The 24061-nt window shown below is 68.1% G+C and carries 19 protein-coding genes, 1 pseudogene and 1 riboswitch; of the genes and pseudogenes, 7 read left to right on the top strand and 13 right to left on the bottom strand.

Going from position 1 to position 24061, the window contains the following annotated elements; genetic code table 11:
• Positions 1–294: 294 nt before the first annotated feature.
• A complete protein-coding gene (locus PV761_RS08925; protein WP_347896010.1) occupies positions 295–477 on the bottom strand; it encodes a hypothetical protein in 183 nt (60 codons plus the stop codon).
• 438 nt (positions 478–915) lie between these two features.
• Here PV761_RS08925 and PV761_RS08920 point away from each other — a divergent pair, with 438 nt between their 5' ends.
• On the top strand, positions 916–2823 hold the full coding sequence (locus PV761_RS08920; protein ID WP_347896008.1) for a DEAD/DEAH box helicase: 1908 nt from the start codon (positions 916–918) through the stop codon (positions 2821–2823).
• Positions 2824–2944: 121 nt separating this feature from the next.
• Here the strand turns inward: PV761_RS08920 and PV761_RS08915 are convergent, their stop codons facing one another.
• From PV761_RS08915 to pulA, 5 genes are all read right to left on the bottom strand, one after another.
• Positions 2945–3595 (bottom strand): MBL fold metallo-hydrolase, encoded by a 651-nt coding sequence (locus tag PV761_RS08915; protein ID WP_347896006.1) that lies wholly within the window; start codon positions 3593–3595, stop codon positions 2945–2947.
• A 21-nt stretch (positions 3596–3616) separates the two neighbouring features.
• A complete protein-coding gene (locus tag PV761_RS08910) occupies positions 3617–4636 on the bottom strand; it encodes an aldo/keto reductase (RefSeq protein ID WP_347896004.1) in 1020 nt (339 codons plus the stop codon).
• An 83-nt stretch (positions 4637–4719) separates the two neighbouring features.
• Positions 4720–6918 carry an EAL domain-containing protein gene (locus PV761_RS08905; RefSeq protein WP_347896002.1) on the bottom strand — a complete coding sequence of 733 codons (2199 nt, stop codon included), beginning with the start codon at positions 6916–6918 and terminating at the stop codon, positions 4720–4722.
• 177 nt (positions 6919–7095) lie between these two features.
• On the bottom strand, positions 7096–7746 hold the full coding sequence (locus PV761_RS08900) for a nucleoside/nucleotide kinase family protein (protein WP_347896000.1): 651 nt from the start codon (positions 7744–7746) through the stop codon (positions 7096–7098).
• A 21-nt stretch (positions 7747–7767) separates the two neighbouring features.
• Entirely contained in the window at positions 7768–10845 is a 3078-nt protein-coding gene (gene pulA, locus PV761_RS08895; RefSeq protein WP_347895998.1) for a pullulanase-type alpha-1,6-glucosidase, read from the bottom strand.
• Between the two features lie 196 nt (positions 10846–11041).
• On the opposite strand from pulA, the gene PV761_RS08890 reads away from it, so the two are divergent.
• Positions 11042–12133, top strand: a complete 1092-nt coding sequence (locus PV761_RS08890) for a LacI family DNA-binding transcriptional regulator (RefSeq protein ID WP_347895996.1) — start codon at positions 11042–11044, stop codon at positions 12131–12133.
• Here PV761_RS08890 and PV761_RS08885 read toward each other — a convergent pair.
• The 4 genes from PV761_RS08885 to PV761_RS08870 form a co-directional block, all read right to left on the bottom strand.
• Positions 12069–12413, bottom strand: a complete 345-nt coding sequence (locus tag PV761_RS08885; protein ID WP_347895994.1) for a multidrug efflux SMR transporter — start codon at positions 12411–12413, stop codon at positions 12069–12071. The two genes, PV761_RS08890 and PV761_RS08885, sit on opposite strands and share 65 nt — an antisense overlap.
• Entirely contained in the window at positions 12413–12736 is a 324-nt protein-coding gene (locus tag PV761_RS08880) for an SMR family transporter (protein WP_347895992.1), read from the bottom strand. The genes PV761_RS08885 and PV761_RS08880 overlap by 1 nt, the downstream gene beginning before the upstream one ends.
• Positions 12737–12745: 9 nt before the next feature.
• Positions 12746–12811: riboswitch (guanidine-III (ykkC-III) riboswitch) on the bottom strand.
• A 49-nt stretch (positions 12812–12860) separates the two neighbouring features.
• A complete protein-coding gene (locus PV761_RS08875; protein ID WP_347895990.1) occupies positions 12861–13643 on the bottom strand; it encodes a hypothetical protein in 783 nt (260 codons plus the stop codon).
• A 72-nt stretch (positions 13644–13715) separates the two neighbouring features.
• Positions 13716–14789: a LacI family DNA-binding transcriptional regulator gene (locus PV761_RS08870; RefSeq protein ID WP_347895988.1), complete on the bottom strand. Its 1074-nt coding sequence runs from the start codon at positions 14787–14789 to the stop codon at positions 13716–13718.
• A gap of 225 nt (positions 14790–15014) precedes the next feature.
• Between PV761_RS08870 and PV761_RS08865 the strand changes: the two genes are divergently transcribed.
• The gene (locus tag PV761_RS08865) at positions 15015–16979 is read left to right on the top strand and encodes a glycogen debranching N-terminal domain-containing protein (protein WP_347895986.1); all 1965 of its coding nucleotides are present in this window, start codon (positions 15015–15017) and stop codon (positions 16977–16979) included.
• Positions 16980–17021: 42 nt separating this feature from the next.
• Here PV761_RS08865 and PV761_RS08860 read toward each other — a convergent pair whose 3' ends face one another.
• Positions 17022–17696: a HutD family protein gene (locus tag PV761_RS08860; RefSeq protein WP_347895984.1), complete on the bottom strand. Its 675-nt coding sequence runs from the start codon at positions 17694–17696 to the stop codon at positions 17022–17024.
• A gap of 102 nt (positions 17697–17798) precedes the next feature.
• Between PV761_RS08860 and PV761_RS08855 the strand changes: the two genes are divergently transcribed.
• From PV761_RS08855 to PV761_RS08845, 3 genes are all read left to right on the top strand, one after another.
• Positions 17799–18404 (top strand): phosphoribosylanthranilate isomerase, encoded by a 606-nt coding sequence (locus PV761_RS08855; RefSeq protein ID WP_028272799.1) that lies wholly within the window; start codon positions 17799–17801, stop codon positions 18402–18404.
• 71 nt (positions 18405–18475) lie between these two features.
• Entirely contained in the window at positions 18476–19585 is a 1110-nt protein-coding gene (locus tag PV761_RS08850) for an LLM class flavin-dependent oxidoreductase (protein WP_347895982.1), read from the top strand.
• Between the two features lie 82 nt (positions 19586–19667).
• Positions 19668–20213 carry a YceI family protein gene (locus PV761_RS08845; RefSeq protein WP_028272800.1) on the top strand — a complete coding sequence of 182 codons (546 nt, stop codon included), beginning with the start codon at positions 19668–19670 and terminating at the stop codon, positions 20211–20213.
• Between the two features lie 9 nt (positions 20214–20222).
• On the opposite strand, the pseudogene PV761_RS08840 reads toward PV761_RS08845, so the two are convergent.
• Positions 20223–21325, bottom strand: a pseudogene (locus tag PV761_RS08840) (serine hydrolase domain-containing protein).
• Between the two features lie 53 nt (positions 21326–21378).
• Positions 21379–22395, bottom strand: a complete 1017-nt coding sequence (locus PV761_RS08835; protein ID WP_347895980.1) for a magnesium and cobalt transport protein CorA — start codon at positions 22393–22395, stop codon at positions 21379–21381.
• Between the two features lie 249 nt (positions 22396–22644).
• On the opposite strand from PV761_RS08835, the gene PV761_RS08830 reads away from it, so the two are divergent.
• Complete coding sequence (locus PV761_RS08830) at positions 22645–24039, top strand: potassium transporter TrkG (RefSeq protein ID WP_347895978.1); 1395 nt, start codon at positions 22645–22647, stop codon at positions 24037–24039.
• Positions 24040–24061 lie beyond the last annotated feature (22 nt).

Raw genomic sequence — 24061 nt, 5'->3', positions numbered from 1 at the left:
CTGCACGGAGCCGCCACAATGTGACGTAGGTAACAGTTGGGGTGAATCAAGATTAGGTCCGGTTCCGGGCCCTCCGGCGGGGGGGCTGCGGCCGGTTGCGGCGGTCGGGACTGTCGAATGACGACGGCGGGCGCTGCTGAGCCCGGACTTGTCGCCGGAGTGGGAAAGGGCATTCTCCCGCTCGGTGCCGGGCTGAACGGCGATGGCGGGACCGCCCCGTTTTTATCGCCCGGGAACACGGCGCAGCCGCAGTCCGGGTCGCTTGGTCCTCGACAAACGTCGAGCCTCAAGGCATCAAGTGTAGTCTGTTGTTGGAGCTGGTTCGGCGGCTTCCTCGGGCTTTGCCCCCGCCTGATCCGCCTGACTTTCCCTGCCGGGTTGTCCATAGCTGGCGAGCCGGCTGAGCCGGCCGGACTGGTTCTCGACACCTCCGAGATGGTGGATGACGACGTTGCGTCCCTTGTCTTCCAGTCCCATGGCATGTCCTTTCAGGTAGATCTTCCCGTTGCGATTCGGAGCCAAAGCGGATCCGGATGGGTCCGCCATGGCGGTGCTTGCTGAAGTGAAGGCCGGAGCGGGGACAGCGAGGCCCCGGTCAGTGCCCGTTCGGGCGGGTGGCCCGCGGATGCTAGACTGGTGGAACTTGATGTGCAGTGATGCCCACTTTGTATTCGGTTGAACAGCTTCGGTTCATCAACCGGATCCCCCCAAGGATTTGTCCGGCAGGGAGTGGGTTTTTTTCATGTGAGAGGCACATCCTGCGTCGATGAACGCGTTCCATTTGGTCCCGTCCGCCGCTACCGCAAGGTTGGCAGCAATCCGGTTGATCACCTGACTTTTCTTCGGCGAACCCCTGGGCCAACCGGCACCGGGGCCGATATCCGCACGGATACCGCCTGAAAGACCTTGAAACACATGACTACTTTTGCTGCCCTCGGCACGCCTAAAGCACTCGCCGACACGCTGACCGCCCAAGGGATCGTTGAACCGTTCCCCATCCAGGTCAAGACCCTCCCGGACACCCTGGCCGGGCGCGACGTCCTGGGCCGCGGCCGCACCGGCTCCGGCAAGACCATTGCCTTCGCCATCCCGCTTGTAGCACGACTCGCTGAGCGGGAAGCGAAGCACTTCCGCAAGCCCGGCCGCCCGATGGGCCTCGTCCTTGCGCCGACCCGCGAGCTGGCCACCCAGATCAACGCCACCATCGAGCCGATGGCCAAGGCCATGGGCCTGAACACCACCGTGATCTACGGCGGCATCTCCCAGGCACGCCAGGAAAAGGCGCTGCGCGCCGGCGTCGACATTGTCATCGCCTGCCCGGGCCGCCTGGAGGACCTGATCCGCCAGCGCATCCTGACCCTCGAAGCCGTTGAAGTTACCGTGCTGGATGAGGCCGACCACATGGCGGACCTCGGCTTCCTGCCGGTGGTCAAGAAGCTCATGGACATGACCCCGAGCCAGGGCCAGCGACTGCTGTTCTCCGCCACCCTGGACAACGGCGTGGACAAGATCGTCCAGCGCTACCTGTCCAACCCGCTGACCCACTCCGTGGACGACCCGCAGGCCGCGGTGACCACCATGGAGCACCACGTGCTGGTGGTGAACGACCAGACCGTCAAGAAGCAGCTGATCGTCGAGCTCGCCTCGGGTGCCGGCCGTCGCGTTCTCTTCATGCGGACCAAGCACCACGCCCGCAAGCTGGCCAAGACCCTGACCGACGCCGGGATTCCCGCCGTCGATCTGCACGGCAACCTTTCGCAGAACGCCCGTGACCGCAACCTCGCCGAGTTCTCCTCCGGCGACGTCCGCGTCCTGGTGGCCACGGACGTCGCCGCCCGCGGCGTCCACGTGGATGACGTCGAACTGGTGATCCACGTTGACCCGCCCACGGAGCACAAGGCATACCTGCACCGCTCAGGCCGTACGGCCCGCGCCGGCTCCGACGGCACCGTGGTCACGCTGACGCTCCCGGAGCAGCAGTCCGACGTCAAGAAGCTCATGAAGGCTGCCGGCGTAGAGGTCAACTTCGAGCGCGTCACCGCCAACTCCCCGCTGGTTGCAGAACTGGTGGGCGAAATGGCCGACAAGATCGATCCGCGCACCCGCGCCGCACTGCTGGCTGCCAAGTCCAACCAGGGCGGCGGCACCTCCACCGGAGCAAACGCGGAACGCAAGCGCGCACGCCGCACCACGCAGGCTGCACCCACCGCGGGTGGCCGCGGCGGACGTGGCGGACGCGGCCGGGTTTCGACTGAGGCTCCCCGCACGGATCTTCCGCGTTCCGAGCGACGCGCCGTGGCCTATGAAGGCCAGGCCGCTGCCCGCAACGCCGCTGAGCGCGTGGCGGAAAAGAACCAGGACCGCGCCGACGCCGAGCGCGCCGAGCGCCGCAATGCGCGCGGCCGCGGCCGTGCCACTGCGTACTCGCACCACAATGACGTTCCCGCAGCAGGTGGCCGTGCATCGGCCGGCCGCGGGTCTGACGCACGTGCAACCGACGCCCGTGGCGACGCCCGCGGCGGCGCAACCCGCACGAGTGCACCGCGCAGCGGCGCTCCCCGCACCGGTGGTGCACCGCGCACCGGCGGAGCAACGGGCGGCCAGCGCAGCGGACGTCCGGCAACCGGCCAGCGCGCCGCTGCCGGCAGCAAGTCCGGCTCGGCCGGCGGCAACGCCGCAGTCTGGTCCTCCAACACCGGCGGCACCTCGGGCGGTTCCTACTCCGGCGGCGGCAACGGCCGTTCCAGTGAAGGCCGTCCGGCACGCAGCGGCGGCCCGCGCCGTGCGTCAGCTCCGGCGTCGAACGAACGCCGCAGCCGCTAAGCTCGCGTTTTCGCTACCAAAAGTAGCGGGCGACACGCAAAATGCCGGTCGCTGCGGGTATATCCGCAGCGACCGGCATTTAGCGCAGCGTAAATCACGAAGCGCAGCGTCAGCCTGAAACCTACCAGCCGCGGGCGCGCCACTCCCCAAGGTGCGGGCGTTCCGCGCCGAGGGTGGTGGGCTTGCCGTGGCCCGGGTGCACCACGGTGTCATCCGGGTACACATCGAACAGCCGCTCGCTGACATCGGTGATCAGCTGGTGGAAGCGTGCCGGATCCTTCTGCGTGTTGCCCACTCCGCCGGGAAACAGCGAATCGCCGGAGAAGATGTGCGCAGGGCCTGCCGGGTCCTGGTACACCAGCGCCACGGACCCCGGTGTGTGGCCGCGAAGGTGCACAGCTGTCACGTCGAAGCCGTCGAAGTTGCCGACGTCCCCGTGATCCAGCAGCACATCCACCGGCACGGGCAGCTCCGGGGCGTCATCCGTCCCGGCCGCCGTCTTCACCCCGGTGGCCTTCACCAGGGCCGGCAGCGCACGGACGTGGTCCCAGTGCTGGTGGGTGGTGGCAATCAACGCGAGCTTCGGCGTCGCGGCGGTGTCCGCGGCGGAGTCGGCAAGCAGCCCCTGGATGGCGGCCAGGTCATCGGCCGCATCAATCAGGAGCTGCGCGCCCGACGCCTTGCTGGTGAGCAGATACACGTTGTTGTCCATCTCGCTGACAGAAATCCGGCGGATGGTGATGTCACGCAGGTCGTGAATGAGGGAATCCATGGGCTTCAGTCTACGGAGGCGCTACTCACGGCCCTGGGACACCCAGTTGGGGTCCGCTGAGCGGGAGCCGACGACGGCGTCCGCAGCGGCGTCGAGCATCTCCAGGTGCGCGGCAGTGAAGTCAAGCTCCAGCGAACCCAGGTTCTCGTCGATCCGTTCCGCTTTGCGCGTGCCCGGGATGGGAACCACGGGCAGGCCGAGCCGTTTGCCCTGGGCAAACAGCCAGGCGAGAGCCACCTGGGCAGGGGTCGCCGGCTTGCCGGCGACGGTGAGCTCGCCGGCGACGGCCTGCACAGCGGCCACCACGCCCTGGTTGGCATCCGCCGCGTCAGCGGCGAAGCGGGGGATATTGCGGCGGAAGTCGCCGCTCCCGAGTTTTGAAGCGTCCACTGTGCCGGTGAGGAATCCCCGGCCCAGCGGCGAATAGGGCACAAACCCCACCCCAAGCGCGGCTGCCGCGGGAACAACGTTGCGTTCCACATCGCGGCTCCAGATGGACCATTCGCTCTGGACCGCGGCGATCGGGTGGACGGTGCTGGCCTCCCGCAGTTCCTCTGCCGTCACTTCTGACAGGCCGAGGTGCCGCACCTTGCCTTGCTGCACCAGCGCCGCCATGGCCTCCACGGTTTCCACAATCGGAACGCGGAGGTCGCGGCGGTGCATGTAGTACAGGTCAATGGTGTCGGTGCCCAGGCGCCGGAGGCTGGCTTCCACTGCCTGCCGGATGTAGGCGGCGTCTCCCCGGACGTCGGTGTAGCCGCTGGCGGGAGTGCCCACTAGCCCGAACTTCGTGGCCAGCTGCACTTCGCCCCGGCGTTCCTTCAGAAGCTGCGCGATCAGTTCCTCGTTGCTGCCGCCACCGTAGATGTCCGCGGTGTCGATGAAGCTGACGCCCGCATCGACGGCATGGTGGAGGGTGCGCAGGGCTTCACCCTGGTCCACTTCGCCGTAGACCGGGGTGAGGGCCATGCCGCCGAACCCTAACGGGCTGACGTTCAAGCCGTCGCCGAGGTGGACTAATGGTGCGGGTGCCGGTGCCATGGGGGTCTCCAATTCGCTGCTTTGCGTATTCCGGGAAGTGCCGTCCTAGCCAAGAACTCCCGCGGGAAGGCCAGTATTCCTTATCAATCGACGGCGCGCTCGAGCACCGCCGGGCCGGGCTGAAGTCGGGCACCCGAGGCCAGGAGCGTTTCGATCGCCTCGGCGGAACCCGGCCGGGCCAGGAAGTAGCCTTGGCCCATACGGCAATCCAGGGCACGAAGGAGGGCCAGCTGTCCGGGCTCCTCCACCCCTTCGGCAATCACTTCAAGGGAGAGCATGCGGGCCAGCCCGAGAATGCCTTCGAGCATCGCCGCCGACTGCACCTCGGACGATTGCCGCCCAAGGAACGAACGGTCAATCTTGAGGATGTCCGCCGGCAGCACTGCCAGGGAGCTCAGCGAGGAATACCCCGTCCCGAAGTCGTCGATCGCCACCCGCACACCGGTTTCCTTCAAGGACTTGAGCGCGGCGATCCCGCCGTCCGTGCTGCCGGCAAGCGCTGTTTCGGTGACTTCGAGCACCACCTTGTCCGCCTGCGCCGCGGGGTCGGCAAGGATGCGTGTGATGGCGGCCAGGTTCCGCGGGTTGGGTAGCTGGATGGTGGAGAGGTTGATGGCAATCCAGAGCCCTTCGCAGTGCGGCAGGGATGTCCGCCAGCTGGCCGCCTGACGGCTCGCGTTGTCCAGCACCCAGCAGCCGACGGCGTCGATGTCGCCGGTCTCCTCGGCGAGCGGAATGAACTCCGACGGCCCCAGCAGCCCCAGCGCAGGGTGCTCCCACCGCACCAGCGCTTCCAACCCGAGGATGGCTCCGCTGGTCAGGTCGGCAATGGGCTGGTATTCGAGGCGGAGCTGGCCGGCGGGCACCGCGGCGGCCAGGTCCCGTTTGAGGGCGGCGCGGTACGTCATATGGTCGTAGCCCTCGGCGTCAAAAGGCTGGAACCGGGCCTTTCCGCCGTGCTTGGCCACGTACATCGCGAAGTCCGCCTGCCGCAGCAGTTCGGCAGCGTCTGTGGTTTCCGGACGGCGCTGAGCCGCACCCATGCTGGCTGTGACGGTCAGGCGGTCGTCGCCGACGAAGAACGGTGCGCGCAACGCCGCGTGGATCCGTTCGGCGATCGCGGCGGTGACGGAGCCGTCGTCGTCATCCATCACCACAATCGCGAATTCGTCCCCGCCGAGCCGGGCAACCACGTCGTCGGAGCGCACGCAGTCTTTCAGGCGGGCGGCCAGCTGGATGAGCAGCGCATCACCCCGCTCGTGTCCCAGCGAATCGTTGACTTCCTTGAAGTCATCGATGTCGATGAACAGCAGCCCCTCGTTCCCCTTCCTGCGGGTGTTTCCGGCCCCAAAGGATGCGGTGAGGCGTTCCATCAGGGCCGCCCGGTTTGCCAGGCCGGTGAGGGGGTCGTGCGTCGCCCGGTGGGTGAGTGCCTCATGGCTGCTGTGGACAGCGGCGGCCATTCCGTTGAACGCGTCCGCCAGCTCGCCGAGTTCGTCCCGGCGGAAGACCTCGATGCGGTGTTTGTAGTTGCCGGCCCGCAGTTTGCGGACCCCCTGGTGCAGGCTCCCGACCGGGCGCATGAGGTCCTTGACCATCCTGCGGCGGAAGTACACCGTCGCACCCACCGCAACCACGAACAGGATGCTGCGCGCGATGAACAGGAACCGTTCGAGTTCGGCGCTGTGCTCGAGTCCGCTGTCCATTTCCGCCAGGGAGTAGCGGCGGATGTCCGCCAGCCGGGTGCGGACTTCCGCGCTGGCGGCGGCCAGTGCCGGGGTCTCCTCCACATGGCTGCCCCGGAGCGAAAGCACCTGGCTGCCCCACAGGCCACGTTCCGTCAAGGCTTCCTGCCAGGACTGCCGGGCGGCGGCAATCGTTTCCCGCACTTCCGTTTCAGCCGGGAGAACCGCGCCAACGTCCTCGAAGAGGCGGGAAACCTCCTCCTGCTGCCGGAGGAACGCGGAGCGGTCCACGGGTGCGTTGGAGAGCAGCTGGTACCCCAGCTGCTCGTGGCCGTCGAGGGCTGACCGCAGGGCCTCGACTTTTTCGAGCTCGAGCTGGAGCCGGCCGGATGTTTCCTGCACCTGGTCCATCAGGCCGCGCACGCCCACGATCGTGACGACGGCGCCGATCAGCAGTGCCGCGAGCATGAGCAGGAACGCCCTGGACCATTCGCGCCGGAGGCTCCAGGTCCGCCCCGACGGGGCAGCTCCGGTTGCGGGGTCCTCCGGTGGTGTGGCGGCTGTTCCTGAAGCATCGCCCGGCGCGTGCGCATCCATGTGCTGTTGTCCTCTGCGTCCAGGAACCATGGGGGATCCAGCCACCGGCTGAGACCCGATGATGGTCCGGTGATCCTAGGGAGCAGGCTAACAGGGCTGCGCGGCCTTGGGCCGCTTGCCGCGGAAATAAGACGTAGGGAAACTCCGGCCGGCCAGCAGTTCAACGAACGGGAACCCCTAGGACCAGGGAATGATCCGGTCCGCCGCGCCGCGGGTGGATTCGATCAGCCGGGCGTTCGCCTCGTCGGAACCGGCGGCCCATTCCTCCGCGGCAGGCCGGGCCATACCGAAGTGCACGTGCCGGTCCACCAGCCGATCGAGGCGAAGAGCCGGGGAAGTATCCATGAACCAGACCTCGTCCAGCTGCGCCCGGACCTGTTGCCACACCGGGCGGTCCGCCAGGAGGTAGTTCCCTTCGGTGATCACCAGCGGGACCGAGGCCGGCACGGCAATGGAGGCCGCCACCGGTTCGTCGATCTCGCGCCGGAAATCCGGCGCGTAAACCACTGCCTCATCCCGGCGCGCCAGCCGCCGCAGCAGCGAGAGGTAACCGCCGACGTCGAACGTGTCGATGGCCCCCTTGCGCTGCCGCAGCGGCGTGCCCTCAATAATCGCGTTGCCCAGATGGAAGCCGTCCATCGGCACTACCACGGCAACGTCCGGGCCAAAGAGGGTGTACAGGGCGGCCGCAAAGGTCGATTTCCCGGACCCCGGCGAGCCCGTGATGCCGAGAAGTATCCGGCTCCCCGTCGCCAGGCGGCCGCGCAGGTCCGCTACGGCCGCCGTCACGTCGGGATGCCGGAGCGCGTCCGGAGGGGAAGATGCCATGGGCACCAGCCTAATCCGCGGCTATTTTGCCTGGAACACCGCCACGGTGCGGGCCGGGACGGTGAACGTCCCCGACGCCGTGTCATGGGTGGCCGTCTTGACCGCGGAATCGATGCCGCCGGCCTGCACCGGGTGCAGGGTAAAGGTTGCCCCTGCGGTACCGGCCACCGTCTGGCTGGTGGCCTCGTCCGAGGCGTTGAACACCACCACGAGCCCGCGCAGGTTCCGGTCCACGTCCGTCCCGACGGAGTCGTCAATGCGCATCACCACCACGCCGGGGGCCTGGTCCGGGCCACCGGCCGGGAAGGATACCTTCTGCTGCACCAGCGCCGCCTCGCCGAGGTGGAACAGCGGTGTGCTCTTGCGAATCTGCAGCAGTTCCGCGGCACGTCCGCGGGCTTCCGCGATCTCCGCGGACACCGGCTTCTGGGCCGGATCCGCCAGCAGCGGGCGCATGTAGCCGTACTTGTCCTCGTTGTCAGCCTTGGGCGGCAGGCCGCGGCCGAAGCCGTTGGTGGCATCCGTGTGGTCCAGGACGTTGAACCAGTCGCCGGAATCGTAGCTGTTGCGGTCCAGGGACTTGCTGCGCAGGGATTCGCCGCCGGCGTGCCAGAAGGAGATGCCCTGGCCGAAGGCGGTGGTGCTGAGCGCGAGGGTCTGCATCCGTGTGCGGTCTGCCATGGCCGTGTCCTGCGGGAGCTTCAGGGCGAGGGCGTCGAACAGCGTCTCGTTGTCGTGGGCTTCCACGTAGGTGATGGCTTCCTGCGGATCGCTGGTGTACCCGGCCGGGGCGCCGTTGTACGGTACGTCCGCGCCCTTGACCGTGGCGCCGGTGCGGTCGATGAACGAGTAGTCCTTCAGGTTGCCGGTCAGGCCCACCTTCACCAGGTCCTGGGCGAGCAGGAGGTTGGCTTTCTGCTGTTCCCGGGTGCCGTTGGCCGGCGAATCGTTGGGATCCGTGAACAGTCCGGAAGCGAAGCCCTGGACCCGCGGATCGGGGTCGAACGGGCCTCCGCCGCGGACGGCGTCGCGGAGGCGGTCGTTGAACGTGCCAATGCCCGTCCCGGCCATGTTTGCCTGGGTGGCCTGGACGAACCTGGCGTTGTTGGCCACCTCGCCGAAGTTCCAGCCTTCCCCGTACAGGGTGATGTTCTTGCCGTCCACGCCGTCCTTGGACAGGGTCAGCTGATCGAGGGCCGCCCTGACGTCCAGCATGTTCTGCTTTGAGTGGTGGCCCATGAGGTCGAAGCGGAAGCCGTCCAGCTTGTAGGTCCTGGCCAGGGTCACCAGGGAATCGACCATGAGCTTGCCCATCATGGTGTTCTCAGTGGCTGTGTTGGCGCAGCACGTGGACGTCTCCAGGGACCCGGTGACGGCGTTCAGGCGGTGGTAGTAGCCCGGCACGATCCGGTCGAGGTTGTTGCTCCCGGACTGGCCGGCACTCGAGGTGTGGTTGTAGACGACATCTTGGATGACCCTCGCGCCGGTGGTGTTGAGGGCTGCCACCATTTCACGGAATTCCGTGATCCTGGTGGCCCCGTCCGGGTTGGTGGAGTAGGAGCCTTCCGGTGTTGTGTAGTGCAGGGGATCGTAGCCCCAGTTGAAGCCGTCCTTGGCCGCCGTTTCGGCGACACAGGCCTGCTGTTCCTCGGAATCGGCGGGAAGGGCGGCCAGGTCACAGGCCGGTTCGCGCTGTTCGCTGCGGCGCTCCTCAATGGTGCCGATGTCGTTGACGGGCAGCAGGTGGACGGCGTTCATCCCGGCGTCCACCAGTTTCTGCATGCGCTTCATGCCGTTGCTGCCAGTGTTGGTGAACGCCTTGTAGGTGCCGCGGTGCCCGGCCGGAACGGAGTCGTCGGTGATGGAAAAGTCGCGCACATGCAGCTCGTAGAGGGAGAGGTCCTCCGGCTTGCTGAGCGCGGGCTTCTGCAGCTTGGCCCAGCCTGCCGGTGCCAGCGACTTGTCCTCGAGGTCGACGAAGAGGCTGCGTTCCGAGTTGGCGGAGAGGCCCACGCTGTACGGGTCCGTGACGAGGTTGCGTTCAACCTTGCCGGTTTCCGGGACGAAGACCTCCACCTCGTACAGGTAGTAGGCGCCGTTCCAGTCCTTGTCCCCGGTGACGGACCAGACGCCGTCGCCGGCGGGCTTCATGGCCACGCTGGCCACGGGCTCGCCGCCGGAGCCGGCGGCGTAGGCGTGGACGGTGACACTCCGGGCCGTGGGTGCCCACAGCGAAAGCTGAGGACGCTTGCCCTGCCAGGTCAGCCCAAGTTCCTGCTCCGCCGCTTCGGGGTAGATGGTGTCCAGGACGCCGGGGACCTGGACTCCGGTAGCGGCCGTGACCTTGCCGTCAGCCCCGACGGCGGCCACGAGCAGTTGGCCCTTGAGCAGTTCCTTGGCCCGGAGCGCGTCGGCTTCCGTCAGCCGCAGGGAGGCAAGGCCCGCCAGATGCGGGTATTTGGCCGCCAGCCCGGCGTCCAGGCCGTCGGCATTGCGCTCGAGCGGGAGGGAGGAGCCGCCGGTGACCTGTCCGTCCGCAACCGCCAGGCCGCCGTCGGGCGCGCTGTAGAGCCGGTACTGCGTACCTTCGGCCGCCGGAGCCTTCCAGGCGATGGTGTCCGCCGTCAGCCAGTGCGCGCCGGCGTCGGCTCCCAGCGCATCCGGAACGTCGTCGGTGAGGGCGTGGCTGGCGTGATCGTACGTGAACGTCACGGGACCTCCCGGCGCGTTGAGGACGATGTCGCCGCCACCCGCCGCTCCTCCGGCCCCATAGTTCTCGTCCCAAGAATTGTTGAGGGCGACCTTCATGGCGTAGGTGGCGGCGGGGACATCGAAGGTGGCCCGGTAGAGGGTTGCGGATCCGTCCACCGGCAGCAGCCTGCTGGCGGCGCACTCCGGCTGCCAGTCTCCGGGGCAGCCGATTTCGGACTGCAGCGAACCCACCAGCGCCACAGCCGCCGGACTGGCGGTGTGGTCCGCAAATGCGGGGAGGGCAAGGCCGCCCAGGGTGAGGGGCGCAGCGCAGGCCGCGGCCAGCGCTGCCAGGAGTTTCCTGTTGAGGGCGGGCGGGGACCCGGGCGGGCGGGAGTGGCGAATCATGGGAGACCTTCCTTGGCAATGCCCCAGAACGGCATCGGCGGTGAGCGGGGATACCGACGAGCCTAAGGACCTGCTGTGACGCACGTCAACCATTTACTGAAAATAGAGCGTTCTGTTTTCATTCAATGCGACGTGCCGTTTACGTACACTGGAAGACACCATGACTTCCGGACAGCCGTTCCGGTGAAGGAGCCTTATGAGCACGACAGCGGGCCGCGCAGATCCGGCCGCCCCGGAGCGACCCAAGCTGGAGGACCTGGCCCGGAAGGTCGGGGTCAGCATCGCCACGGTGTCCCGGGTGGTCAACGGCCGCAAGGGCGTGTCGCGCGAGGTGCGGCAGGCCGTACTCGCAGCAATGGACGACCTCGGCTACGAGCGCCCGGACCGCGCACGCAGCACCACCCGCGGCCAGGTGGGGATCATCGTCCCGGACCTGACCAACCCGATCTTTCCGGCAATCGCGCAAACGGTCGTGTCGCTCCTGTCCCAGGAGGACTTCATCCCGGTCCTCTGTGCTTTGCCCGGCGGGGGACGCTCCGAGGACGAGTACATCGAGATGCTCGTGGCGCAGGAGGCCTCCGGCATCATTTTCATCTGCAGCTCACATGCCGACGGCCAGGCCAGCCTGGAGCGCTACCACCGGCTGCGCGGCCGCGGCATTCCGTTCGTCCTGGTCAACGGCGCCCGCCCGGAACTGCCGGCCGCCTCCGTGTCCAATGACGACGCCGCGGCCATCAGCACCGCGGTGCAGCACCTTGCCAGCCTGGGGCACCGGAAAGTCGGCCTCGCCATCGGCCCGCACCGCTTCATCCCCAGCAGGCAGAAGCTGGCCGGATTCCGCGCCGCGCTCGCCGAGTACCTGGGCATTGAGGATCCGGAACCGCACACGGCCACCAGCATGTTCACGGTGGAAGGTGGCCAGAGTGCGGCAAATGAGCTGCTGGACTCCGGCCACACGGCCATCGTGTGCGCGTCCGACGTGATGGCGCTGGGCGCCATCCGGGCGGCCCAGGCCAGGGGGCTGCGCGTGCCGGAAGACGTGTCCATCGTCGGTTTCGATGATTCACCGCTGATGGCGCTCACGAATCCGCCGCTGACCACGCTCCGGCAGCCCGTCGCTGCGATCGCGCACGCCGCCGTCCATGCCCTGGCAGCCGAAATTGCCGGCGAACATTCCACGCGCTCGCCGGTGGTTCTGGCGTCCGATCTGGTGGTTCGCGGCTCTACCGGGCCTGCTCCTGTGGCAGCAGCTTCAGCCCCGCCGCGCAGCCCACGATCCCGGCGATGAACAGCAGCTTGAGCGGGTTGGCGGGCTCGACGCCGGTGGCCATCGCCCAGCCCACGGTCAAAGCGGCGCCGATGCCCACCCACACGGCGTAGGCGGTCCCGAGCGGAATCGACTTCACGGCGATCCCCAGTCCCGCCATGCTCAGGGTTGCGGTGACGGCAAAGACGGCGGTGGGCAGCGCCTGGGAGAAGCCGTCGGACAGCCCCAGGGCGGTGGCCCACACGGCTTCCAGCACGGCGGAAGCGAGCAGGACCAGCCAGGCAGTCGCGTTCTTGGTCATCACGCCACCACCTTCAGGCCCACCACGGACGCGGCGATCCCGGCGAGCAGCAGCAGCCGTGCCGCCGTCGCGCGTTCCACTTTGCTGACGATCGCGTAGGCGGAGGTGAGCACGACGCCGACGCCCACCCACACCGCGTAGGCGGTGCCGGTGGGGATGGACTGCATCGCGAGGGCCAGCCCGCCGGTGCTGGCGATGACTGAGACGAGGAAGACTGTGGCGGGCAGGATGCGCCGGAGGCCCTTGGCCCGGGACGTCTTGTGCAGCGCTGCGGCCCACACGGCCTCGAGCGCGCCGGAGAGGATGAGGATTAACCACGACATGACAGATCCTTTGGCCAGTCTTGTCGCGTGCCGGGTACTGAACCGTCGTCCGGAGGTTCCGAAGGGGAACCTTGGTCCCAGCGTAGCAATGCCCGACGGCGGGGGCCACCGTTGGTGGCTAAGCTCACGGGGGCTGGGTGGTCCGGTCAGGGGTGGTTCGGTGAGGGGCGGTCCGGTCAGGGGTGGTTCGGTGAGGGGCGGTCCGGTCAGGGGTGGTGTGGTCACCGGAGCGGGCGGTCCGGTGCGGGATCGACGAGGCGAGGGCCAGCACAACGATGAACGATGCGGTCAGGACGGCAAACCACGCCCCGCGCGGTTCAGTGAAGGCGAGCCGGGCGCCGGCGATCCCGGGGCCGGCCAGGACGAGTGCCGCGGCGAGGGCTGCGCTGACGAGGCCGCAGACGAGCCTTGCCCAGAGGGGTCCGCGACGGGACAAAGCATAGCCGCCGCCGATCCCCATCAGGGAGACTGCGATTGCGCCGCCGCCGAGGCCTTCGGTGAGGAGTGCGGCAACCGCGCCGGGCATGATCAGCGGGGCGATGGCTAACGCGAGCGGCGCGAGGGCAAGCCAGCGCCATCCGCGCCGGCCGCCTGCCCGCCGGAGTGCTTCCGCCCAGCCCAGGAGACCGCCAGCGATGGCCCCGGGCAGGAGGATCGCGCCGAAGGTTCCCCACCAGCTGAAGGTGGAGGCCGGGCCCACAAGCTCCACCATGTAGCTGCGGAATCCTGCGGCCCAGGCAATGCCGCAGGTTATGCCGATCGCGACGAGCGGAGCAGCTGGATGGACTGCGCCTGTGCGCTGGACTGCAGTGGTGCGCTGGACTGCGGCGGTGTGGGGGCCGGGCGCGACCGGATGGACGGCGGGGCGGGCGTCGCGCGAGGCTGGTGCGGATTCCTTGTCGCTCATGATCGGCTCCAGAGATTCAGCTGGTAGCTGGCGACATTAGGGCACTGACGGGGAAACGGCAAGGCCCCCGTTTTAGGCCGGACTGCTGCCGTTTGCCGCGAGCGGCAGCGGGACCCGTTCCACTACGTGCGGGGCAAGGAGGAGCTGCCTTTCCGGCGGGGCGGCGGGCGGGTTCGAAGCCGCGCCGGTCCCGTCGCCGGCCAGCTCGTGGGTCAGCACGCGGATCATGTGGCGCGCGGCCTCTTCCACAGGCTGGGCCACGCTGGAGAGGCCGAGTGCGGCCGCCACGGGAGTGTTGTCAAAGCCCACGACGGCTGGCCGCGCAGTGCCGGGCCGTAACTTCCGGAGCTTCTCCGCGGCCCCGAGGGCCAGTGAGTCGCTGGAACAAACAATGGCCGTGGCGCCCCTCGAGGCCAGCAGGGCCGCACCGGATGCTCCGCCAGCAACGGTTTCTTCCGCTTCCACGCTGAGGCCGGGCACATCCCGGCCGTATCCCGCCGCGTCCATGGCGCGCAGCCAGCCGCGGCGGCGGTCTGCGCCCACAGGATTACCCGTGTACGAGCCCAGGAAACCGATCCTGGAGTGGCCCTGCGCCAGCAGCATCTGGACGGCCTGTTCCGTTCCTGCCGCACCGTCAATGTCCACCCAGGAGTGGCTTGCCGCGGTCAGGCCGCCGGCGGCGTCCCAGGGCCGGCCAAAGACGGCGAACGGTGTGCCGCGTTCCTGCAGCCAGCGGGTCCGCACGTCGTCCGGTGTGCTGGAGGTGAGGATGAATCCGTCCAGCCCGGCGACGTCGAGCAGTTCTTCATACTGGCGGATTTCGTCGCTGTCCGAGTCCGCGCAGAACAGCGTCAGCCGGTAGCCGGCCGCCTGTGCCGCTTCCGTGAGTGCGTGCAGGAAGCGGTCCAGCACGGCGCCGTTGATACCATCCGTCGCGGGAAGGAGCCGCATGCCGAAGTTCATGGAACGCTGGGTGCGCAGCTGCCGGGCGGCGGCGCTGGGCCGGTAGCCGGCTGCCTCAATGGCCGCCTGGATGCGCTCCCGGGTGGCGGGCTTGACCTTGTGTGGAGCGTTCAGCACATTGGAGATGGTCTGCCGGGATACGGCGAGTTCTCTGGCCAGGCTGGCGAGGGTGGGCCGGGCCAAATGGGGCTCCTTAGGGCGCGGTACTGGACGGTTTGGAATGCAGGCAGTGGCCGGCGGGCGTCCCGGCAGGGCTGCCGAATCGCCGTCTTTTCCGTCTCACACTAACGTGTGAGACGATTTAACCGCACAAATTTGATCGATCAAATCTGTGCGCCCAGGTTCTCGCCCGGTAAAGCGGACGCCAGCCTCCGCCCCCACACCCAGCAGCACAGGAGTTGTCTTACCGTGGCCTCTGAACAGCCATACCTGCACAATCTTTCCGGCGTTTTCAGTGCCCCCATCCAGGCGTGGTCCGACGCTCATGGACAGGTCCGCCACACCGGCGCCCAGGGGATCTACTGCGGCGACGACCGCGTCCTCAACACTGCCGTCCTCACCGTGGACGGGCGCGAGCCCGAGTGGGTGTCCACGCAGTTGCGGTCCTCCAAGGAAACCGACTACATCTACTTCGTGCGTGCGGACGCCGAAGTGGCGGACCCCCTGCTCTCGCTGGTGCGCACACGCTCGGCCCGGTCCAGCCGCATCCGCCACGGTGAGGACACGGAGACCCTCACCGGCTGCTCCGGCCGCGTGGGTGAGACGCTGCGCCTGGAGTCCGCCATGCGGGAACCCGTATCGCTGACGGTCAGGCTGACCCTGGGCGCGGACAACACCACCATGGAAAACATCAAGCAGGGCGGCCGTGGCGGCGCCCCCGTGGAACCGCAGGGGACCACATGGTCCTGGCGCGACCAGGACACCACCCTGGCGCTGACGGCGGCCAACGGAACGGTCAGCTTGGACGGCAGCACCGTAACCATCGACTGGGCCGTGGAGGTGGCTCCCGGTTTACCCGTGGAGCTGGAGTGGTCTGTTGACCTGACGGATGCGGATTCTCCGATGCTGGCCCCTGACGGTGAACCCATCGCCGCTCCGGCATCGAACGATCCCCGGCTCAGCCGCCTCCTGGAACGGTCCGTCAGCGACCTCAACAGCCTGCGGCTGGCGCACTACTCGCATCCGCATGACACGTTCCTGGCGGCGGGTGCGCCCTGGTTCTTCACTATGTTCGGCCGCGATTCCATCATCGCGGCGCGCATGCTGCTGCCTATCAACACGGCAATTGCCGGCGGAACGCTGCGTGCGCTCGCCGGCCGGCAGGGCACCGAAACAGACCACACCACGGCAGTCCAGCCGGGCAAGATCCTGCATGAAGTCCGCCGGACCGTCCTGACCATGGCGGAGAGCGGCCACGCCCTGCGCCTGCCGCCGGTGTACTACGGCACCATTGACGCCACTCCGCTGTGGATCTGCCTCCTGCACGATGCCTGGAAAGCCGGCATGCCCGACGCCGAGGTCAAGGAACTCCTGCCCAACCTCGAGGACGCGCTCGAGTGGCTCAGGGACCACGGCGACCTGGACGGGGACGGCTTCCTGGAATACCTCGACGCCTCCGGGCAGGGCCTGGTGAACCAGGGCTGGAAGGACTCCGGCGACGCCATCCGCTGGCACGACGGTTCACTGGCGCAGGGGCCCATCGCGCTGGCCGAGGTCCAGGCCTACGCCTACGAGGCCGCAGTGGTGGGCGCGGAGATCCTCGACGCCTTCGGACGTCCGGGCGCGCAGGAATGGCGCGACTACGCGGCCGGCATGGCCGAACGGTTCCGCGCGCAGTTCTGGTGCGAGGACGAGTTGGGGCCGTACCCCGCCCTTGCCCTGGATGCCGACAAGCGCCCGGTGGACGGCGTGACCTCCAACATGGGTCACCTGCTCGGCACCGGAATCCTGAACGAGGACGAGCAGCGGATTGTGGTGCGTCGCGTCATGGACCCCACCATGTTCTCCGGCTACGGCGTCCGGACGCTGTCCACCACCAACGGCGGCTACTGGCCCACCCGCTACCACGCCGGCGCCGTCTGGAGCCATGACACAGCGCTGATCATCAGCGGCATGCTGGCCGACGGTTTCCCGGATGAAGCGGCGCAGCTCGCTGCCGGGCTGCTGCAGGTGGCCGAGGCCAACGACTGGCGGCTGCCGGAGCTCTTTGGCGGCCACGGCTCGGACACCATGCGCACGCCCGTGCCGTTCCCCGCGAGCTGCCGGCCGCAGGCCTGGGCCTCGGCGAGCTCCGTGGTGATCGCCGCAGCGCTCATCCCGGCGGACCGGCCGGTGCCGCGGGAAGAACTGCAGGCGTCCGCCGCTACCTTGTGACCGGTCGCCGGCTTGTGGCCACGCGCTGTGTGTGACCGGTCGCTAGCCCGTCACCCGGTCGATCGACACGACGGCCAGGAAGCCCCGGCCCAGGATTTCGGGCGTACCGGAGTCGGAACCGACGACGGCGTCATAGCGTCCCAGCGTCTCCGGCTCGCCCGGCGAGGGGGCTGCCTCAGGTGCCTCGCCGCCGTCGGGCGTGTCCCCGCTGCCGGGTGCCCCGCCGCCGGGTCCGGCATCCGAAGCGTCAGCCCCGGCAGCCCCCGGGCTGACAGTGGCCTGTCCCTGCAGCAGGATCCCGAGTTGCCCTTCAAACACAGGGTGCGCGCGCTTCTTGGAGAGTTCGATGATGGACGTGTAACCCTTGAACGCCCCGTTCCGGGTGATCACGTTGAGGCCGCGGATGTCCCCCGTGGGGAGCGCCCCGGTGACGTCCGCGTCACCGGGGAAGCGGAACGGCCGGTTCTTCTCCAGCGGGTGTTCGCTGCCGTCCACGGTCAGCAGCAGGAGTTCGCCGTCCACCACGGTGAGTACGCGGTCCATGCCGGGAAACGCTGAGAACTGGCCGGCCTTGGACACCTCGGCGATGCTCACCCGCCAGTCCCATGCGCCGTCCTGTGAGGAGGCAGCCTTCGGATGGCTGGCCAGTTCGCGGGTGACCCCGCCCTTGTTGCGCCACGGTTCGGCCCTGAGTTCTGCATAGCGGATGATCTCCATCCGCCCAGCCTAGCGGCCGGAACGTGGGCCCGGCGTAACGTCGGTGCAGACTTGGCAGGCTTGCTAACGTCAGGGGAGGAAGAGAATTGCAGGAGGAGCGGGATGTTCGTCAAGGTGTGTGGCCTGAGTACGCCGGAGTCGGTCCAGGCAGCAGCGGGTGCCGGTGCGGACGCCGTCGGATTCGTCCTGACCAAGAGCCCGCGCGAGGTCACACCGGCCAGGGCCCGGGAGCTCCTCGCCCACGTGCCGGCGGGCACCCCAGCGGTGGGCGTGTTCCGGCACGAGCCGGTGGCGGACGCCGTCGCCGTCGCCCGCGAGGCGGGCCTCGGGTGGATCCAGCTCCACGGGGACCGCACCCCGGAGGACGTGAAAGCAGCACACGACGCCGGCATGAAGGTGATCAGGGCCGTCACCATGGGTGCTTCCCCGGAAGCATTCGGCAGCTGGGGCGAGGAACTGCTGCTGATCGATGCGGCCGTGCCCGGCTCGGGCGAGGCCTGGGACTACTCGTCGGTGCAGGCCAAGGGTCTTGCCGGGCGGAACTGGCTGCTGGCCGGGGGACTTGACCCCGTGAACGTCGCCCGGGCCGCGAAGGAAGCCGGCGCGTGGGGAGTGGACGTCTCCTCCGGCGTCGAAAGTTCGCGGGGAGTCAAAGACCTGGCGAAGGTCCGGGCGTTCGTGCTGGCAGCAAAGGCCCCGGCCGCCTAGCCCCGGAATGATCAAGTTCCGGAACGATCTAGTCCCGGAATGAAGAGTGCCGGCTTCTTGTTGCCGCTGTCATGAAGCGCATCGGATTTCTTTCCTTCGGCCACTGGGGCAACGTCGAGGGGTCCCGGACCCGCACCGCCCGGGACGCCCTGCTGCAGGGCATTGAGCTGGCCGTGGCCGCCGAGGAGCTGGGCATCGACGGCGCATATTTCCGGGTGCATCACTTTGCCCGGCAGCAGGCCTCCCCGTTCCCGCTGCTGGCAGCCATCGCCGCCCGCACCAGCCGGATTGAAATGGGTACCGGCGTGATCGACATGCGGTACGAAAATCCGCTGTACATGGCGGAGGAGGCGTCCGCCACGGACCTGATCAGCGGCGGCAGGCTGCAGCTGGGCGTCAGCCGCGGTTCACCCGAACCGGCACGGGACGGCGCCGCAGTGTTCGGCCACGTTCCTGCCGAGGGCGAGAGCGCCGCGGACATGGCACGCCGGCACACCGCGGTGTTTCGCCACGCCATCACCGGCGCCGGAGTGGCCGACGGGGATCCCCGCTTCGGCGGCGGACCCGGCAAATTGCCGGTCCAGCCGAACTCGCCGGACCTGGCGCGCAGGATCTGGTGGGGCGCCGGATCCCGCGCCACTGCCGTCTGGACCGCGGAACAGGGCATGAACCTGATGAGTTCCACGCTGCTGACCGAAGACACCGGCGTGCCGTTCGACGAGCTTCAGGCCGAGCAGATCAGCATGTTCCGCAGCGCCTGGGCCGGTGCCGGCCATGAGCACACGCCACGGGTATCGGTCAGCAGGAGCGTGCTGCCGATCGTTGACGAGGAGGACCGCCGGTACTTCGGGCTCAGCGCCCTTCGGGAAAAGCGGGACCAGGTGGGGATCATCGACGGGCTGGTGGCGCGATTCGGCAAAAGCTACGTGGGCGAGCCCGAGGCCATCGCGGAAGAGCTTGCGGCGGACGCCGCCGTGCAGGCTGCCGACACCGTCCTCCTCACCGTCCCGAACCAGCTGGGCGTGGACTTCAACGCCAAGCTGCTCGGCACCATTGCCCGGCACGTGGCCCCTGCCATTGGGTGGCAGCCGAAGTGGCCCGTGGCCGGGGCCGTGCCTGGGGCTGGGACTGCGGCTGCCGCTGTGCCTGCAGCGCCCGGTGCGGAGGCTAGCCGTGGCTAATGGTCTTCGCTAGCATTCAGCTGGGGACCACCCCGAAGAACCGGCGGGCCAGGCCCGCCACCCGAGTCGAAGGAGACCCGTCGTGACTCTGCCCCAAGGTATTACTCCCGGCATCTGGACCCTTGATATGTCCCACAGCGAAATCGGGTTCACCGTCCGCCATGCCGGCATCAGCAAAGTCCGCGGCCGCTTCACCGACGCTTCCGCGGAGGCGCACGTGGGCGCGTCCCTGTCGGCGTCCAGCCTGCACGCCACCGTGAAGACTGCGAGCTTCGACTCGGGCGACGCCAACCGCGACGCCCACGTCCGCGGGGCGGACTTTTTCGACGTGGAGCAGTTCCCGGAGATGACTTTCCGGGCGACGGGCATCGAAGGTGACGGCGAGGACTACACCGTCACCGGCGACCTCACCATCCGCGGCGTCACCAAGCCCGTGGAGCTCGAAGTGGAGTTCACCGGGGTGGCGGTCGATCCGTTCGGCGCCACCCGGGCAGGTTTCAGCGCAGAGGCCGAAATTAGCCGCAAGGAGTTTGGGCTGACGTGGAATGCGGTCCTCGAAGCCGGCGGCGTGCTGGTCAGCGACAAGGTCAAGATCAACGTCGACGCAGCGCTGGTCAAGCAGGCCTAGCCGCAGGCCTCAGGTCCACGGCAGGCGGAGGAGCACGGAAAACAGGCTGGTGTAGTCGTAGCTCGTGGAGCTGTTGGACATGAGCACGATTGCCCTGCCCTGCTCCGGGTAGAGGCGCATGATGTTCCAAAACCCCAGCCCGGTGCCGAGATGCTCCACGTAGGACCCGGATGGCTCCCTGGAGTACTCCTTGGAGTGCTTCCGGAACCAGCCCGCGGAGTGGTCGAACTGCCTTCCTTTGACGTGGATGTCGCGCATGGCCCGCGCCGTGGACTCCTGGAGGATGCGGTGCCCCTGTGGTTCAGCGCCGCTCGCGGGAGTTCCGGCGGCAGCGTCGGCGGCTCCTTCGGGTCGCGCTGTTTCCGGCGGAACAGCCAGCCCATCGTTGAGATGCAAGCGGGCGAAGGCTGCCGCGTCCAGCACGCTTCCTACCAGGCCGCCGTAGCCCGAGCCGTCAACCAGGAACGGGTTGAGTGAGGAATATCCGCCGTGCCTTGCCCCCAGGGTCCCTGGTGGAAGGATTGCCGCGAGTGCCGGAGCGAGCGGGCGGGGGAGGCGGACATAGCCGGTGGCCGCGGATCGACCCGGCAGGTAGGCGAAGCCGGTTGAAGCCATTCCCAGCGGAGCGAGGATCTCGCGCTGGACGTAGCTGGGAAACGGCTCACCGGAAGCCTGGCTGATGATCTGGGCCGCCAGGAGGTAGCCGACGTTCGAGTAATGACTGGTGCCTCCAACGGGGTGGCGGAACGCGCGGCGCCGGGCCATCAGTTTCCGCAGCATCTGCTCCTGGTCCGGCGCCGGTGCATCCGCCGGGTGGATCCAGGTCACGGGCAGCGGATTGCCCAGCCCCGCGGAGTGGCTGAGCAGCTGCCACACGGTTGCTGGGCCGGGCCGGGGGCGCGCAGCCAGGGCAGGTATGCGTGCACGGGCGCATGCAGGTCCAGGAGCCCCCGGTCGGAGAGCCGCAGGGCGGCGGTGGCTGTCACCGGCTTCGTCATGGAAAACCAGGGATAAACCGTATCCGCCGTCGCGGGGGCATGGCCGTCAAGGTCCGCGAAACCTGTCGCGCCGGTGTGGAGCACCCCGTCCCGCGACACCACAGCGAGGGACATTCCCGGAACGCGGGCCCTCCGGGCTGTGTCCGCCAGCGCGGCGCGGACCGCTGTCAGATCCATTTGTTGTGCTTGAACGCGGCGTAGAGTGCCACGCCCATGGCCGCCATCAGGCCCAGCGCCATCGGGTAGCCGAAGATCCAGTCGAGCTCGGGCATGGTGCGGAAGTTCATCCCGTAGATGGTGCCCACCAGTGTGGGGGCGAACAGAATGGCGGCCCAGGAGGAGATCCGCTTGACCTGCTCGCTCTGCGCGAAGCTGGATTCGGTGAGGCGCCGCATTTCGTCGTTCTGCCGCTGGGCCACCAGCGCGGCGTTGACGGTGAGCGCGTTCTGCAGCAGTGCCCGGAAGGAGGCGGTCCGTTCGCCCAGCCGGAGGACGTGGTCCAGGACGTCACGGAGGTGGTCCTGCAGCTCGGGGCCGGGCCGATGCTCGGCCGTTCCGGTGAGCAGGGCCTGCAGGATTCCCGCGAGGGGGCTGGTTCCGCGCTGGAACATGATGACCTGGCGGGAGAGCTCATAAATCCGGCGCGAGACGTCCGGGTCGCCGCTGAAGAGGTCGTCCTCGATTTCGTCGATGTCGTTTTCCAGGCCGGCAGCCACCGGTTCGTATTCATCCACCACCTGGTCCAGGATGGCGTACAGCACGGCGTCCGGGCCCAGCGCCAGGAATTCGGGCTCTCCTTCCATGCGCCGGCGGACGCGGGCCAGGTCCGGTGACTCCGCGTGGCGGACGGTGACCACAAAATCCGTGCCCACAAAAACGTGGATCTCGCCGAACTCGACCTTTTCGACGTCGTCGAGATAGCGCGCCGGGCGCAACACCAGGAACAGGGTCTCGCCGTAGTGCTCAAGTTTCGCCCGCTGGTGCCCGGTCAGGGCGTCCTCCACCGCCAGGTGGCTGAGGTCGAACTCGTCGGCAACGGAACGCAGTTCCGGTGCGTCCGGCCGGTAGAGGCCGATCCAGGCCATCCCCTCACGCTGCCGCAGCAGGAAGTACGTCTCCTCAAGCCCCTCCGGGTCGGTGGTCCGGCGGCCATGTACGTAGACGGCGTTATCAATAATGGTCACGCTGCGCCTCCTTCTGCGGACCGCCCCTTGGCTGTGACGTTAGCCCTTCGCCGGGACGCTGCCAACAGTATGCGCCCGCGCCGCTGCGTAGCCGGGAAAGGGCGGCGTAAGGATTTCGTAAAGACCGGGTTCTGCCGGAATCACGCGGTGCTACGCTCCGTGATGCGTCGGACTACGGCCACGGTTGTGGTCGCGGTGCCTGACGCCCTTCGTAAGCCCTTCGCCTGCCCGCCGATGAGAGGACATCCAATGGCGGTACCGCTGAAGGGGCCGGCAAAGGTGCCCGCGGACCTCCGGCCCCGGGACGGCCGCATCAGGCGCCTGCTCCTGCATCCGGTCAGGTCGGTGCCGGTGGCGTTCCTCGCCGTCATAATGGTCGGGGCCGGGCTGCTCCTGCTTCCCGCCTCGCATTACCCCACCGACTCCGACGTCGGGATGCCGGCCCTGTTCACTTCGGTCTCGGCCGTCTGCGTGACCGGCCTGATCACCGTGGACACCGCGACGTTCTGGACACCCTTCGGCCAGGCCGTGATCCTCGGGCTGATCCAGGTGGGCGGCTTCGGCATCATGACGCTGGCAACGCTGCTCGCGCTGCTGGTGCGCAAGAACCTCGGCCTCCGCGGGCAGCTTGTAGCGCAGTCCGAAACCCACACGCTGAATTTTGGTGATGTGCGCTCCGTGCTGGTGCGGGTGGCTAAGATCATGGCCACGCTGGAGGGCTGCACGGCAGCGGTCCTGACGCTCCGGTTCTGGATCGGGTACGACGCCAACCCGGCCACGGCACTCTGGCACGGCATCTTCCATGCTGTATCGGCCTTCAACAACGCCGGGTTCTCCCTCTACAGCGACAACCTCATCGGGCTGGCCGAAGATCCCTGGATCATCGTTCCCCTCTGCGCAGCCGTGGTGGCTGGCGGGCTGGGGTTTCCCGTGATCATCGCCCTGATGCGGGACGGGTTCCGGATCAGGGAATGGACAGTTCACGTCCGGTTGACGGTCTACGGCACGCTGCTGCTTCTGGCGGCAGGCTTCGTGTTTTTCGCGGCCTTCGAATGGAACAGGCCCGAAACCCTGGGGCCGCTCTCCACAGGCGGGAAGTTCCTCGGCGCGCTGGCCGGCAGTGTGTTTCCCCGGACCGCCGGTTTCAACAGCATCGACTACGGGGCAGCCACACCGGAGACCCTGATGGTCACCAACATCCTGATGTTCATCGGCGGCGGCAGTGCGGGGACGGCGGGCGGCATCAAGATCACCACCTTCCTCATCCTGGGATTCGCCATCTGGAACGAGGTCCGCGGACGCGAGCAGGTCACCATCGCCCACCGCTCCATCAGCTCCTCGGCGCAGCGCCAGGCGCTCTCCGTTGCCTTGCTTGGCGTCGCCGCCGTCATTGCGGGAACGCTGCTGCTGCTGATGTTCACTGATTACAGCCTCGAGAAGGTGCTCTTCGAATCCATCTCCGCCTTCGCCACGGTGGGGGTGAGCACCGGCATCACCTATCACATGCCGGCCAGCGCGCAGTGGGTGCTGATGGCACTCATGTTCGTGGGCCGCATCGGCACCATCACGGTGGCTTCTGCCCTGGCCCTGTCCGCGCATCCGCGGCTCTACCATTTGCCGGAGGAGCGGCCGATCATCGGCTGATGCGGCGGGCCGGGAATTCAGG

It is taken from the genome of Arthrobacter sp. CC3 (assembly GCF_039907775.1).
Lineage (GTDB): Bacteria > Actinomycetota > Actinomycetes > Actinomycetales > Micrococcaceae > Arthrobacter.
The sequence above is the reverse complement of the archived record's forward strand: the minus strand, read 5'-3'. Positions and strand labels throughout refer to the sequence as shown.

Coding starts and splice junctions, on each gene's coding strand:
- PV761_RS08925 (WP_347896010.1), bottom strand. CDS start 477: ATGGGACTGGAAGACAAGGGACGCAACGTCGTCATCCACCATCTCGGA.
- PV761_RS08920 (WP_347896008.1), top strand. CDS start 916: ATGACTACTTTTGCTGCCCTCGGCACGCCTAAAGCACTCGCCGACACG.
- PV761_RS08915 (WP_347896006.1), bottom strand. CDS start 3,595: ATGGATTCCCTCATTCACGACCTGCGTGACATCACCATCCGCCGGATT.
- PV761_RS08910 (WP_347896004.1), bottom strand. CDS start 4,636: ATGGCACCGGCACCCGCACCATTAGTCCACCTCGGCGACGGCTTGAAC.
- PV761_RS08905 (WP_347896002.1), bottom strand. CDS start 6,918: ATGGATGCGCACGCGCCGGGCGATGCTTCAGGAACAGCCGCCACACCA.
- PV761_RS08900 (WP_347896000.1), bottom strand. CDS start 7,746: ATGGCATCTTCCCCTCCGGACGCGCTCCGGCATCCCGACGTGACGGCG.
- pulA (WP_347895998.1), bottom strand. CDS start 10,845: ATGATTCGCCACTCCCGCCCGCCCGGGTCCCCGCCCGCCCTCAACAGG.
- PV761_RS08890 (WP_347895996.1), top strand. CDS start 11,042: ATGAGCACGACAGCGGGCCGCGCAGATCCGGCCGCCCCGGAGCGACCC.
- PV761_RS08885 (WP_347895994.1), bottom strand. CDS start 12,413: ATGACCAAGAACGCGACTGCCTGGCTGGTCCTGCTCGCTTCCGCCGTG.
- PV761_RS08880 (WP_347895992.1), bottom strand. CDS start 12,736: ATGTCGTGGTTAATCCTCATCCTCTCCGGCGCGCTCGAGGCCGTGTGG.
- PV761_RS08875 (WP_347895990.1), bottom strand. CDS start 13,643: ATGAGCGACAAGGAATCCGCACCAGCCTCGCGCGACGCCCGCCCCGCC.
- PV761_RS08860 (WP_347895984.1), bottom strand. CDS start 17,696: ATGGAGATCATCCGCTATGCAGAACTCAGGGCCGAACCGTGGCGCAAC.
- PV761_RS08855 (WP_028272799.1), top strand. CDS start 17,799: ATGTTCGTCAAGGTGTGTGGCCTGAGTACGCCGGAGTCGGTCCAGGCA.
- PV761_RS08850 (WP_347895982.1), top strand. CDS start 18,476: ATGAAGCGCATCGGATTTCTTTCCTTCGGCCACTGGGGCAACGTCGAG.
- PV761_RS08830 (WP_347895978.1), top strand. CDS start 22,645: ATGGCGGTACCGCTGAAGGGGCCGGCAAAGGTGCCCGCGGACCTCCGG.